The sequence below is a fragment of the Proteus mirabilis HI4320 genome (assembly GCF_000069965.1).
Taxonomy (GTDB): Bacteria; Pseudomonadota; Gammaproteobacteria; order Enterobacterales; family Enterobacteriaceae; genus Proteus; species Proteus mirabilis.
Window position 1 is genome coordinate 1,772,350 of sequence record NC_010554.1, and the last position, 14,941, is coordinate 1,787,290.

Sequence of the window (14,941 nt, forward strand, 5' to 3'; positions counted from 1 at the left end):
AAAGCGTGTATTTCTCACCATCAAACAAAAGCCGCTTAGATAAAGCGGCTTACATTTTCTTCAATAGCCTGCGCTATTAACCTGTTTTTTGGTTGTTTTTTATCCATAAAATAGAACATCCTCAAAGAGCAGAGATAGAGCGAATGCCTCCTGCAAGCCAGTTATGTCCTTATCGCCCTAAACTCACCAATAGATTAGAAACCTAAACTTTCCAGTAAATCATCAACCTGATCTTGATTCTTAATCACACCAGCATTGTTTTTATTGACTTGTGGGCCATTTAATAATGAATCAGTCTCTTTTTTCGCATTGGATTTTTCAAGTTGCTCTGGTGGCAGATTTTCCATTAATACCATAACAAGTTGTTTTTCAATTTCTTGAACCACACTCATCATACGTTTAATCACTTGGCCTGTTAAATCTTGGAAATCTTGCGCCATCATAATTTCAAGTAATTGGCTATTTGTAAAAGCCGCACTTTCAGGGATATCCCGCAAATAATTGCGGGTATCCGTTACAAGAGAGCGTACATCTTTGAGATCTTCAGGATGCTCAAACCATTGATCCCAGCGTTCAGTTAACTTAGTTGCATGACTACTTAACTCATCCTGTTTTGGTTGCGCAGCTTCCACACAATTTAATGTACGCTCAGCTGCCTGAGCGGTCATTTGAGCAACATAGTCCAATCTTTCCCTTGCATCAGGAATGGCTTCTGCTGCTTCTGCTATTGCTTTATCCAATCCTAATTCTCGCAAACTGTCGCGTAACATACGCGTCAATTGTCCGATCCGACTGATAATATCTGACGTTATTTCGACATTATCTTTCGGCATAATTGGATCCCCACTCATTGCGACTCCTTAGATGCCCAGTTTTTCAAAAATTTTATTGAGTTTTTCTTCAAGAATGGCTGCAGTAAAAGGTTTAACAACATATCCACTTGCTCCTGATTGCGCAGCAGCAATAATATTTTCTTTTTTCGCTTCGGCGGTCACCATCAGAACGGGAAGCGTTGCAAGCCCTGCGTCACTACGAATATTCTTCAGCAACTCTAACCCATCCATATTGGGCATATTCCAATCGGTGATAACAAAATCATATGCCGAACTCTGTAACTTGGCTAACGCGTCAGCACCATCTTCTGCTTCTTCTACGTTCATAAATCCTAACTCCTTTAGTAAATTACGAACGATGCGGCGCATTGTTGAAAAATCATCAACCACTAAAAATCTCAGATCCTTACTTGCCATTGAAAACTCCTTCAAAATATATTGGCAAATTACTGTGTTGCTGTTTAAACTGAACTTAATCAGATACGCAATGATTGTGTTGTGCTGATTTTCATCAGCACGGCTTTACTCATTGAGCTTATACTTTTTACCTCATCTACGGCTCCCAATTCGACCGCGGAACGAGGCATCCCAAAGACGACGCAGCTTGCTTCATCTTGTGCAAATGTGTAGCTACCTGCACGACGCATTGCTAATAAACCTGTAGCACCATCACTGCCCATCCCTGTTAAAATGACACCAATAGCATTACGCCCCGCATATTTAGCAACCGAATTAAATAGCACATCAACAGAAGGTCGATGCCGATTTACCGCAGGATCTTTATTTATATGGATCTGGTAATTAGCACCATTACGACGAAGCTCCATATGATAATCACCCGGTGCGATGTAGGCGTGTCCAGGTAAAACCCTTTCTCCATCTTCAGCTTCTTTCACACTGATTTGGCATAAACGGTTTAACCGCTCTGCAAATGAGTGGGTAAACCCCGCCGGCATATGTTGGGTTATTAATACTGCAGGACTGGTAATAGGTAATGGCTCTAAAAAATGACGAATAGCCTCGGTGCCCCCTGTTGAAGCACCAACAGCGATTAACTTTTCACTCGAAATCATGGGAGTAAATGATAACGACTTAGACGGTAATGTTTTCGTTTCATGACGACTAATTCTTGCCTGAGCCGCTGCTCGAATTTTTTCTGCAATAAGTTCACTGTAGGCCAACATTCCTTCACGTAGACCTAACTGAGGTTTAGTGACAAAATCAACCGCCCCCAGTTCTAATGCTTTTAATGTCACTTCTGAACCTTTGGCTGTGAGTGATGAAACCATCACCACTGGCATAGGGCGTAAGCGCATTAATTTTTCCAAAAAATCAATACCATCCATGCGTGGCATTTCAACATCTAACGTCAATACCTGTGGATTAAACTTTTTTATTAAGTCACGAGCGACTATCGGATCTGGCGCACAATCAACGACCTCCATATCATGGTGACTATTAATTATTTCTCGCATGATCTGGCGCATTAACGCCGAATCATCAACACAGAGTACCGTTATTTTATTCATAACCTCTCCTTGCTGGTGTCAGCCCGTAAACCGTATGCCCCTGCAAGTAAAAATCCTTGCTTAGTTGGCTCACATTTTCAGAATGCCCTACAAACAACATTCCATCGGGTTTAAGCAATGGTATAAATCGATGAAGTAAGCTTTGCTGTGTCGTTTTATCAAAATAAATCATGACATTACGACAAAAAATCGCATCAAATGGCCCTTCTAATTTCCACTGCTTGTCAAGTAAATTCAAATACTGAAAAGTGACCATTTCACTTACTTGTGGTCTAATTTTCACGTATCCGGCAAAATCACCAACACCTTTGAGAAAATATTTTTTCAAATATTCTTCGTTTAACGTTTTTAACTCTTCCAGTCGATAAACACCTTTACGGGCTTTTTCCAACACATTAGTGTCGATATCGCTGGCAATAATTTTTGTTTTATAGGGGTTATCCCCAAAAACATCGCGCAAAGTCATCGCTATTGAATAAGGCTCTTCTCCAGTAGATGCGGCAGCACACCATACTCGGTAAACTCCTCCTGCCCTGTTTTTGGCGTGTTTAGCCAAAATAGGAAAGTGATGTGCTTCCCTAAAAAATGCAGTTAAGTTTGTGGTTAACGCATTAATAAACTCTTGCCATTCAGGGTTGCATACATCACTTTTTAGAAACGCAAGATAGTCACCAAAGTTATTCATCCGTAATTCACGTAACCTCCTCGTGAGACGGTTATAAACCATTTCCCGTTTGTTGTTAGTCAGCACAATACCTGCTTTTTGATAAATCAATTGGCAGATTGATTGAAACTGATCATCGGACAACATAAACCGTTCAGAAAAAAAATCTAACGGTTGAGCAGCGATATCTGGCAATTCTTCAGTAACATTACGTTTCATTATTTTTTAATGGGTCTTTTTAAAAAATGATTTTTTATCTGCTTTCTTCAACCCATTACCTTCTAAGGAGTGAGAAGATCCGTCTTCATCCGTGTCAGGCAATTCGAATGCCGATACAGCATTAACCAGGTTGTTAGCCTGATCTTCTAATGCTGTGGCAGCAGATGCTGATTGCTCCACCAAAGCAGCGTTTTGTTGTGTCACCTGATCCATCTGACTAACAGCATCAGCAACTTGGTGAATACCTCTACTTTGTTCGTCTGAAGCCGAGGCAATTTCGGCCATTAACTCAGTGACTTTATTTACAGATGTGACAAGCTCCTCCATCGTTTGCCCCGCATCATTTACTAATCGAGATCCCTGAGAGACTCGAGACACAGACTCGTCAATAAGTGTTTTAATTTCTTTAGCCGCTTCAGCACTACGCTGAGCAAGATTACGCACCTCTCCTGCAACAACTGAGAAACCGCGTCCTTGTTCACCCGCTCGCGCCGCTTCTACCGCAGCATTAAGCGCTAAGATATTGGTTTGAAAGGCAATACCATCAATGACACTAATAATAGCGCCTATCTTTTGAGAACTTTGAGTAATAGCATCCATCATTTCGACCACACTGTGAGTAATTTCACCGCCTCGTAGTGCAGTTTCAGATGCAGATTCCGCCAACTTACTCGCTTGTAACGCGTTATCCGCATTTTGTTTAACTGTCGCCGTTAATTGCTCCATACTCGCAGCCGTCTCTTCCAAAGAAGCAGCTTGTTGTTCTGTGCGCGAGGATAAATCGGTATTACCTTTGGAAATTTCTTGAATACCCGAATACATCGCCTGACTGTTATCACGAACAATACGAATAGAGCGCGCCAACTCGCCACGCATCTCACGTAACCGTCTAAAAATGTCACCTATTTCGTCATCAGTAAAAACCAGAATTTCACGATTTAATTTGCCTGTTGCGACATCATTAAAGTAACGGCTTAAACTTGCGAAAGGTTTAATAATATTAAAACTTAACCAGCGATGAGAGGCGATTGACACCACAATTACCATGGTGATTGCGCCAATAAACATTAAAATAGCGATAGTATAAAAATGATGTCCTTGTTCTATCGAATCAGCCACTTCGTGTTGAACGTAATTCATATAGGTATTAAATGAATTTTCCATTGCAGTTTGATAGCGTTCCGTTGGTTGATCTAAAAACCCTTGAAAATCGCCTTTTTTTAACATGCCATGTAATTCAACTAGTGCACTATAAAGAACGTGATAATCATTTTTTACGGTATTAAAAATCTCTTTTTCTTCTTGTGGAATAACCTCTTGATTAATATCTGTAAGGAAATTTTGAAAATGAGTATTTGCTGTTTCCAAACGTGATAATGCGATTGATTCAATAGATTGGATATAATCTGTTGACTGTTCAGTTTTCATTCCTATCGCAACGCGATTTATTGCATTACGTGCTTGTACTAAAGATACCCAACTTAATCCTAATTCATCTCGCTTAGCAGTATCTAAATCAATTCTAGTGATCTGATTGTTGTTTAAATGAATAATTCCCAGTGAGATCCCACTGGAAATAACTTGCATCACACAAAACATCATCAGTAATAAATAGAGACTGGTGGATATCTTTAATTTACGAAACCTAAACATGCCTTCACCTCGTTATAAGCGGTAGCAAATCACTACCGCTTGTCAGCCACTTGTTGTTGTTAGAAAGTTTCCCAGTTAGCGGGATCTTCAACACTGCTGCTCTTTTTCTTTTCTGAGGTTCCTGGTTTTATAAGTGGAGCAGCGGCTTGTACTACAGGGGGTGCATCCAATTCCTTTTTCTCTAATGCTTTTTCTTCCTGACCCGGTAATTTGAAGATGGAAACTAAGCGGGTTAATGCAACTGCTTGATCTTCAAGACCCGCAGCGGCGGCGGCAGATTGTTCTACTAAAGAGGCGTTTTGCTGAGTAACACGATCCATTTCAGAAACCGCAAGACCCACTTGTGAAATTCCTCGACTTTGTTCATCCGATGCCGAGGCAATTTCCCCCATAATATCGGTAACACGTGTCACAGATTCGACAATACGAGTCATGGTTTCCCCTGCACTTTCAACTAATACCGATCCGGTTTCAGTGCGACTAACAGAGTCTTCAATCAACGTTTTTATTTCTTTAGCAGCTTCTGCACTTCTCTGTGCAAGATTACGAACTTCGCCGGCAACTACCGCAAATCCGCGACCATGCTCACCGGCTCTCGCAGCTTCAACAGCCGCATTCAACGCCAAAATATTGGTTTGAAATGCGATACCATCAATCACTGCAGTAATATCGGTGATTTTTTGAGAACTTCCGGCTATGTCGTGCATCGTTTGCACCACATTAGCCACAACTTTTCCACCTTGGCGGGCAATATCTGAGGCATCATTGGCAAGGTTACTTGCTTGGCGTGCATTATCAGCATTTTGTTTTACTGTCGCCGTTAACTGCTCCATACTCGCAGCAGTCTCTTCTAATGAAGCAACTTGCTCCTCAGTACGTGAGGATAAATCATTATTACCTGCGGCAATTTCACTGGTGCTGTTATAGATATTCTCAGTACTTTGATAAACACCACGAACAGTATGTATAAGCTCTTGTTGCATGTGCTTTAAGCCACTTGCTAATAAGCTCATTTCATTACGTCCATGTACCTCGATATCGGGACGTAGATCCCCTTCAGAAAATGCTTTAATATTTAATAACAATGAATTAAGTGGTCGAATTAATGCATTGCGTAGTGCAAACCAACAAATGATGAGTGCTGTAACAACAATAATGGCTAATATCACCATCGTGATAATAGAACGCTGATGAGAAGCTTCTAATGCACTATTTAATTGATTATTAAACTTCTCATTACGCATAACATAAGCAAGATACTCTTTATAAAAACCATCTTGATAAGAAGTCGTTGGTTGTTCGAAAAAATCTTTTAAGTTTTTATCTTGCAGTAAAATTTCTAACTGATTTAATGCAGAAAAATACTCAATAAAACGCCCTTTTAAATTGCGTATTTCTTCTTCTGAATGAATTTGATAAGCATTTATATGCTGTTCAAACTCTTTAAATTTATCATCGGCCCGAGACATATTTTTACGTGCCAGACCAGTTAAATATTCTACAGACAACGAGCTATCAACATTCAGATCTTTATCCTGTAACAGATAGCTTATAGCTGCACGATTGATATTGTTACGCGCTTGCAATAAGTTTGCCCAGCTTTCATCTAAACGTTCACGCTGTTTTTGTATTGTGAGAGTTTTATCCAGATCTTGTCTTGTTTCACTGAGATTTGAGTAAAAAACACCCCCGGAGATAAACTGCAAAACACCAAACAACAGAAGAATGGATAACAACCCAGTCACTATTTTCATTCGGCTAAACATGAGTTTCCCTTTTTATAATAGATGGTATGACCAAGTTATCGGCAGACTTAAGAGAAACTTTATAGGTTTTATCCTATATAGATACTATTTTCTATTTACAATAAATAAATTAAATATCAATAAGTTATATTTTAAATTCTCATTTTAAAAACCTGCTAGGCATAATGCACATTCATTTTTTAGTTAATACATTTAAAAAAAATAACTTAACTAAAATTAAAAGTACTCTTTCTGCTTTAATTTCACTTAATTAATATTAAAGCCCCAAGAAATAACAAATAATTGAAAAAACTATTCCGGCAAGATAGCCGGAACAGTATTAAAGAATAAGATTAATAGGCTAAACTTTATTTAGCCATAATTGTTGCGCTATCAACTAATTCCATTTCTTCGCTATTGAGTAATTTTTCAATATCAACCAGAATTAACATTCTTTCATCTAAAGTACCCAATCCTGTTAAATATTCTGTTGACATTGTTACCGCAAATTCAGGAGCAGGACAGATTTGTTCAGGTTTTAAGGTTAATACATCAGAAACACCATCAACAACAATGCCGACAATACGGTTGAGTAAATTAACCACGATCACCACTGTGTTGTCATTATAGGTAACATTTTCTTGTGAAAACTTAATTCGTAGATCAACGATAGGTACAATAACCCCCCGTAAATTGGTCACACCTTTAATAAAACTAGGTGCATTCGCAATACGAGTGACTTGGTCATAGCCCCGAATTTCTTGTACTTTTAGAATATCAATGCCATATTCTTCGTTGCCCAACGTAAAAATTAGAAATCCTTGTCCAACAGTTTCACCGGATAATTTCTCGAAATGTTCCGCAGCCATAATCTTATTTTATCCTCACTATTAAATAACTGTATGCGCAGTTGTATTCTTTTTCTTTTCTGTCATTTGAGAATGACTTAAACGTTGTAATTCTGGAACATCAAGAATTAAAGCAACACTACCATCGCCCATGATTGTGGCAGCAGAAATACCCGGTACTTTTCGGTAATTGCTTTCTATATTTTTAACAACCACTTGATGTTGACCAACTAACTTATCGACCAATAAAGCATAACGGCGCCCTGCACTTTGTACGATAACCGCAATCGCTTGAGTAATATCGGTTTGCGCACCTTCAATATTAAAAGTACGGTGTAATTCAATAAGCGGTAAATATTCACCTCTTACTTGCAATAATTTTTCATCTCCTGCTAAAGGATAAATATCTTCCTCTTCAGGTTGTAATGAGCTAACCACTGTTCCTAATGGTAAAATAAATACTTCATCATTCACTTTTACTGACATGCCATCTAAAATGGCCAATGTGAGTGGCAGCAAGATGCGAATGCGTGTACCTTTTCCAACTTCAAAACTAATTTGAATTTGCCCCCCCATTTCTTGGATATTTCGTTTTACAACATCCATACCCACACCACGTCCAGAAACATCGGTGACAACCTCAGCGGTAGAGAAACCTGGCGCAAATATCAACATCGCAACTTCTTCATTGCTCATATTTTCAGAAACAGCTAAGCCCGATGATATCGCCTTTTTCAAAATACGCTCACGATTTAATCCAGCACCATCATCTGTCACTTCAATACAAATATTGCCACCTTGATGCTCTGCTGAAAGCGTTAATTGACCCGCCTCTGGTTTGCCCGCGGCAATGCGATCGGCAGGCATTTCAATACCATGATCAAGACTATTACGGACTAAGTGAGTTAAAGGATCGATGATTTTCTCAATTAAACTTTTATCAAGTTCAGTTGAACTACCAATCATATTTAACTCAACTTTTTTATGCATTTTGCCAGCTAAATCACGAACGACCCGCGGAAAACGACTAAAAACATATTCCATCGGCATCATACGGATAGACATCACTGACTCTTGCAGATCACGAGAGTTACGCTGTAGCTGTGCAATACAACTGAGTAGATCACTATGAATAGATGGCTCAAGCGTGTCACTATGTTGCGCTAACATAGACTGAGTGATCACCAATTCCCCGACCAAGTTAATCAGTTGGTCCACCTTTTCAACCGCAACGCGAATACTGGTTGATTCCGTTTTGGCCTGAGCAACAACAGGTTTTCGCGCAGGGGCTGGTGTCGCAGTTGGTGGCAAGGTTGTAGCAACTTTAGTCACTTCATCTGCTTGACTATTTTTATTCAACTCAGCAACGTTTTTTTCTATCGTAGCTGGCTGCTCTGTTTGAGCAGCAGGCTGGATACTTTCTGTCACAGATGAGGGTGAGTGTTCGGCTTGCTCTTGCGTTTTATCTGTAGACGTTACCTTTTCCTCAGTAGCAGCAACGTTAGCAAAGGAAATCTGTTCTGGTTCAATCACAAAACATAATACCGCACTGATATCTTCTTGAGTTGCTGTGGTTTTTAATACCGCTTCCAACCCATGGTGCTGTTTTTCAACCTGACTAACTTCACCCAGATGCTTTAATTCATCTAGCATTAAATCAATATCGGTCTCTTTTAAATCAGATAAAATAATATGGTGCTGATAAAGACCGTCAGTATTTGGTGTATTAGCCGTTGCTAGCGGTTGATTTTCTTTACTAAGCTCATCGTCAGTATGATGCACTGCAGAAACAGGAGTGATGTTCTCCGTTGGGGCATTACTTTCAGTTAAAGATACTGAGTCACTCCCCTCACCTAATTGAGTTGATTGTTCCTCTTTGACTTCTAGAGCTAACTGACGCAACTTCTCACAAATATAGTTAAATGTTTCCTCGTCTGGCTCTTGTGAGTTTTTATGTGCATCCAATTGCTGTTGCATAATATCTTTCGCTTCCAGAAACAGGTTAATAATGTCATCGGTAAGTACCATTTCATGGCGTCTTGCACTATCGAGCAAGTTTTCCAGCACATGAGTGGTCTGCTGAAGTTTAACGAAGCCAAATGTTGCGGCTCCTCCTTTTATGGAGTGCGCACTACGAAAAATAGCATTTAACTGCTCTTGATCTGGATTTTGCGGATCAAGTAACAGTAAATGCTGTTCCATATCAGCTAACAACTCATCTGCTTCATCAAAAAATGTTTGATAAAACTCGGTAATATCCATCGTTACTCATTCACCTTTACGCGATTACATACAAACTAAGGAGTTGTTTCCTGTTTTGTCGTAATATTTGTCGATTGTGATGGCAAACTTTCCCCAGAAACTCCTGTTTCAACATTTTCCTTTTTTGATTCGGGAAGCTTAGATGTAGAAGAAGACACAGACGAATTCGTCTGTGTATTTTCTCCGTTTTCTTGTGGGGTTTCTTGCCCTGAAAGCAGAGGTTTAATTTCTGATGCCTCTTTTATTGCTGGTGCAACCCGCTCATTTTCATGTACAATTTTCTTTTCTTCCTGCTTAGTTAAAACTAATATACTGATCCTTCTATTCGCCGGAGCAAAACCATCCTCTTTTACTAAGTGAACAGTTGATGCCATACCTACAACCCGTAGTACTTTCCATTCTGCAAGCCCTGCACCAATAAGTTCTCGACGAGATGCATTAGCTCGATCCGTTGATAACTCCCAGTTACTGTATTTGAGTGCACCACTCGCATAAGGAATATCATCGGTATGACCTGATAAACTGATTTTATAAGGCGAGTCATTTAGTATTGGCGCTATCGCAGTTAAAATATCTTTCATATAAGGTTCAACAGTGGCACTACCAACTTTAAACATTGGCCGGCTTTCTTTATCTATAATTTGGATACGTAAGCCTTCGTCCATCATGTCGATTAATAAATGAGGTTTTAAATCTTTTAAGCGAGGATCTTGTAAAATAACTTGCTCTAAATTCTCTTTCAGTTTACGGAATTGCTGTTTTTCATTGAGCTGTTTATCTTCGACACCTTTTGGCAGTACATCACCTTCGTTATACACAGGATCACGTCCTCCCCCTGGTATCGGGTTTGTCACGTCTCCACTAACGCGGCCTTTTTCAATGGCAACTTTTAGAGGTGTGCGAAAATATTCAGCAACACGAGTTAACTCTTGAGGACTAGCGATAGAAAGTAACCACATCACCAGAAAGAAAGCCATCATGGCAGTCATAAAGTCAGCGTAAGCTATCTTCCACGCACCATGTTGTGCGTTGTGCTGTTTTTTCCCTCGCTTTTTAACTCTGATTATCTGTGAATTACTTTTCATAATTACTCTTCTTTCATTGCATCAGGATTTGCCTGCATCGGTGTCCGTACCTGACGTACATGTTCTTCCAATTCAATAAATGAAGGTCTGTCTGCCAGAAAGAGGGTCTTACGACCAAACTCAACCGCTATCTGTGGTGCATATCCATTCATGCTAGATAACAGGGTGGTCTTGATGCACTCCATCATTTTCATTTGTTGACTAGAGCGTTGTCTGATACGAGAAGCTAATGGTGAAACAAAGCCATAAGCTAATAAAATACCTAAGAAAGTACCTACCATTGCGTGACCAATAAGTGCCCCCATTTCCCCAGCAGGTCTATCGGCAGCACCTAGCGCATTAACCACCCCCATAACCGCGGCCACAATACCAAATGCGGGTAATGAATCGCCCATCGTAGAGAGCCCCGCCGCAGGTACTTCACTTTCTTCTTCAAAAGTGGCAATTTCTTCGTCCATTAGTGCTTCAATTTCATAAGGATTCATATTCCCCGTCACCATCAAACGCATATAATCAGTAATAAAACTGAGCATATAAACGTCTTTCATAATGCGAGGATATTGGGAAAAAATGTCACTTTGTTGTGGATTTTCAATATCTCTCTCTAATGCCAACATGCCGTTTTGGCGCGCTTTAGACAGCAAACGAAACATTAATGCCATTAGATCCATATACATCGCTTTATTGTAGTTAGTGTTACGAAGTAATTTCGGTAGGATTTTTACCGTTGATACGATCGCACGACCATTATTACCTACAACAAAAGCACCGATACCGGCACCAAAAATAATTAAAAATTCAGCGGGTTGATATAATGCGCCTAGATGTCCACCTACGAGGGTAAACCCTCCGAGGACAGCACAAATCACCACGATATATCCTAAGAGTACTAACACGCGATATCCCTTTAGCTAATTTCGTTATAGAGAGAATGGCGAACATAACCGCAAGGAGATAGGAGGGGAAGAGGAAACAACTCAGGTTATAGAGTCTTTAATCTATAACCTGATATTTAACTTTCAATCTCGAATCACATTGCAAACTGTTCAAGACCATCCAACAGTTGTAAGTTAATATCGGCAGGATTGGCGGAAAGTTTACGTTTTTTTATTGCCCGAGATGGAGGCTGACAAAGACTACAAACATAATTACTTGCAGGCTGATGTGCGTGTGTAATAAATGAACCATTACATTTGGTACATACAGAAAGTTGTAACATACCACTTTCAACAAAACGAACTAATGTCCATGCTCGTGTTAGTGCTAAAATAGGTTCTTGATCTTTAACGGGTGGACATTGTTCTAAATATAAACGATAGGCTTTTACAACAGCTTCAACACCTACACTCCCCCCGCTTTTTAATAAAAAGCGGTAAGCATTATAAAACATTGAAGAATGGATATTTTGTTCCCATGTCATAAACCAATCTGTTGAAAAAGGTAGCATACCTTTAGGAGGAGGGCTTCCTCTTAATTCTTTGTATAATTTAATTAAACGCCCTCGACTTAATTGCGTTTCGCTTTCAAGCATTTGTAAGCGAGCACCTAAGGTGATTAATTCCATTGCTAGGCGAATATCTTTCGCCTCTCGGACGATACTTTTCTCACTCATTGTTATGCCCGTTTCTTTGTAGCAGAGGTATCATGTTCCGATAGTTGACGGAACAAGTTAGAAGAAAGAAGGATACCAGTATGAATTTGTTGCAAATCATCCACTCTGGATTCTTTAGTGAGTTGTTCTATTGTTTCGCTGTCTTCAAACCGGAAATTACAGATTAGTTGGTTTGTTTCAGCCAACTTAACCAATTGAGGCAATGTTAGCTCTTTTAGTGCATCAGCCATAGAATCGCTGATACCCAGTCTAAACATTGCGGAAGCCTTTTCTTGGTTAATTAACCTCTGCGCCAAAAGCAAATACGATAAATTTATGTCATAAATATGCTTAAGCAATTCAACCGTACTCATCTCTTTACATCCCGTCCGATTATATTGAACAAAGAGGATCTTGTTTAAAGTAAGATCCCGAGGAAATTAATATAAATGTATATTGAATTTCCAGGCCCCATTTTATGAATATGACTCGTAGTAACACTACCTTGTATTACTTGATTACGATCATTTCAAAAAGTAGCGAGAAAAACATTTAAATTAAAAAGGATTTTAAATGCTCGCCAATATATCACGTTAAGAATAATCCTAACGAGATAACTTTACTCCTTAATGATTAAGTTATTCAACGGATAAAGTAGTCTAATTTAAATACTATGTGAGTTACATCACAAAAAGATAATCATTATTATGGAATTAGTTCATTAACTATTCAAGTAATATTAGTAATAAAACTTGCTGAGAATTAATAAGCGAATCTACCCAAATTAAAATATTAATGATAATTTTTTATTTTATACGATCTATTAAACTTATAAACCTAAAAATACAGCATAAAAAATTGACAAATCTAAAATTGAAGTTTTTTTCGATCACAGTAACATATATTGCCATAGCTCCTCCTCATCTTTGTCTGAACAAAGCACTTGTGTTTAATAAATATTTCTATAGATATAGTTTTTTTAGTCATTTACCGAAAACACCATAAATGATCACTTTTTATTTACAATTGGCATAAAAAACAACCAATCATAATTAATTTGAGTTATCTAATTTTATAAATTAATTAAATAAAAAAAATTACACTTAAAATTCATAAAGATAAAGCATAACACTCTTACATTAGCAGGATAAGTTATACAAAATTAAATTCCTAGTTATGCATCTTACCTTATAAATTATTGAATATTTATTTCTATCACATAAAAGTTTTATTAATAAATAATTAAAAATTACTAATCAATAACTAAAAGTGCAAAATAATAAAGCTATATAACTCTTTATGCGTGTTTTACCGAACAAAGATTAATCAATATAAAAAAACATGACAATACAGGTAAGATTTATTTATGGTTTTTACGTAACAATCAAATTACTTACCAACTTTTTTTAGAAAAATAAATATAAATCCATAGGAGAAAAAACCTCATTTAAAAATATAAAGTAGCAATAATAACTTTATTTACCCAATTAAATTCGATAAAAAAAATATATAATATTTGACTTAAACTTAATATAAACAAAAATAATTTATTTTTTATATTTCAGCCATTACATTTATATAAAAAAATAAAAACACATATAAATAAAAAAAACAGGCTATTATTTAAATAACATAGTATCAATAAGTAAAAAAAACAGATTGATTTTATTAAAATAATAAATAATTAATTTATTATAAATAATCAGTGTGATTTTTTTATTTCTTATCCGTTATTCTGATAAAAATAGACTACAAATGAAATAACTATTTCATTTTCAGCAAAAAAGTTTTACCGATCTCTTCTTTCAAAATGATTGAGACATAGAAAATTTAGAATGGAAATTCCAACTTACTCATTTGCAATTTGATCAATCCCTATCCTGCTTTAACGCTCACCACCTAAATATTAACATTTGTATAAATCATTTATCCAATGTCAATATTAACAACTATTTTTGATCAAAATAACCTCTTATTGCCTACTCAATCATCATCATTAATAAACTGTAAAATAGCAAATGTTACTTTTTTTATATATGACAGATAAGATAGCTTAATTTACGACCAAAAATAATACGTTTTTTATTTTTATTTGTCTTTTTTTTAAGCATGTTTTCCGATGGTTTGAGAAGAGTAGCCTTAGCCATTTCTTAGCGCTAATCAGCTAATATCAATGCTTAACAAAAGAGATGATGGGTTCTTCTAAGAAAGGTATTGATAAAAAGACTGCTTTTTTAAACAAAAAAGCAAACTTATTTTTATCATTTTTATTTATTGTGATATTGATTATCATCAACATTACTCAAATAAAGAGTAGAATTGGTGGGAAATAACTTTTTGACAGACAACACACAATAAGCAGATTGATATAACAAATTTATTCAAAATAGTTATTTATCACTATTTTTTATCATAAAAACAAATAACCTCAGTTACGCAACTCATTACTCAACGATCTCATTTTTATGTAACAAATAAGATAAAAATATTGTTAGCCATCTTTCTGTCACCA

The 14,941-nt window shown here is 37.3% G+C and carries 12 protein-coding genes; all 12 read right to left on the reverse strand.

Features of this window, described 5'->3' with window-relative positions; genetic code table 11:
* Nucleotides 1–194 precede the first annotated feature (194 nt).
* Nucleotides 195–851, reverse strand: coding sequence for a protein phosphatase CheZ (cheZ, locus tag PMI_RS08110; RefSeq protein WP_004248348.1), 657 nt, complete (start codon nucleotides 849–851; stop codon nucleotides 195–197).
* Nucleotides 852–860: 9 nt separating this feature from the next.
* Entirely contained in the window at nucleotides 861–1,250 is a 390-nt protein-coding gene (gene cheY / locus PMI_RS08115) for a chemotaxis response regulator CheY (protein ID WP_004243551.1), read from the reverse strand.
* A gap of 59 nt (nucleotides 1,251–1,309) precedes the next feature.
* Nucleotides 1,310–2,362, reverse strand: coding sequence for a protein-glutamate methylesterase/protein-glutamine glutaminase (locus tag PMI_RS08120; protein WP_004243552.1), 1,053 nt, complete (start codon nucleotides 2,360–2,362; stop codon nucleotides 1,310–1,312).
* Nucleotides 2,355–3,245 (reverse strand): protein-glutamate O-methyltransferase CheR, encoded by an 891-nt coding sequence (gene cheR, locus PMI_RS08125; RefSeq protein WP_004243555.1) that lies wholly within the window; start codon nucleotides 3,243–3,245, stop codon nucleotides 2,355–2,357. Before cheR ends, PMI_RS08120 begins: the two co-directional genes overlap by 8 nt.
* Nucleotides 3,246–3,251: 6 nt before the next feature.
* Nucleotides 3,252–4,898: a methyl-accepting chemotaxis protein gene (locus PMI_RS08130; protein WP_012368062.1), complete on the reverse strand. Its 1,647-nt coding sequence runs from the start codon at nucleotides 4,896–4,898 to the stop codon at nucleotides 3,252–3,254.
* A gap of 59 nt (nucleotides 4,899–4,957) precedes the next feature.
* Nucleotides 4,958–6,664, reverse strand: a complete 1,707-nt coding sequence (locus tag PMI_RS08135) for a methyl-accepting chemotaxis protein (RefSeq protein ID WP_012368063.1) — start codon at nucleotides 6,662–6,664, stop codon at nucleotides 4,958–4,960.
* A 347-nt stretch (nucleotides 6,665–7,011) separates the two neighbouring features.
* On the reverse strand, nucleotides 7,012–7,512 hold the full coding sequence (gene cheW / locus PMI_RS08140; protein WP_004243558.1) for a chemotaxis protein CheW: 501 nt from the start codon (nucleotides 7,510–7,512) through the stop codon (nucleotides 7,012–7,014).
* 21 nt (nucleotides 7,513–7,533) lie between these two features.
* Nucleotides 7,534–9,753, reverse strand: a complete 2,220-nt coding sequence (cheA, locus tag PMI_RS08145) for a chemotaxis protein CheA (protein WP_012368064.1) — start codon at nucleotides 9,751–9,753, stop codon at nucleotides 7,534–7,536.
* Between the two features lie 35 nt (nucleotides 9,754–9,788).
* Nucleotides 9,789–10,838 carry a flagellar motor protein MotB gene (gene motB, locus PMI_RS08150; protein WP_004243565.1) on the reverse strand — a complete coding sequence of 350 codons (1,050 nt, stop codon included), beginning with the start codon at nucleotides 10,836–10,838 and terminating at the stop codon, nucleotides 9,789–9,791.
* A 2-nt stretch (nucleotides 10,839–10,840) separates the two neighbouring features.
* Nucleotides 10,841–11,734: a flagellar motor stator protein MotA gene (motA, locus tag PMI_RS08155; RefSeq protein WP_004243566.1), complete on the reverse strand. Its 894-nt coding sequence runs from the start codon at nucleotides 11,732–11,734 to the stop codon at nucleotides 10,841–10,843.
* 134 nt (nucleotides 11,735–11,868) lie between these two features.
* Entirely contained in the window at nucleotides 11,869–12,450 is a 582-nt protein-coding gene (gene flhC, locus PMI_RS08160; RefSeq protein ID WP_004243567.1) for a flagellar transcriptional regulator FlhC, read from the reverse strand.
* A 2-nt stretch (nucleotides 12,451–12,452) separates the two neighbouring features.
* Complete coding sequence (flhD, locus tag PMI_RS08165; RefSeq protein WP_004243568.1) at nucleotides 12,453–12,803, reverse strand: flagellar transcriptional regulator FlhD; 351 nt, start codon at nucleotides 12,801–12,803, stop codon at nucleotides 12,453–12,455.
* Nucleotides 12,804–14,941: the final 2,138 nt, after the last annotated feature.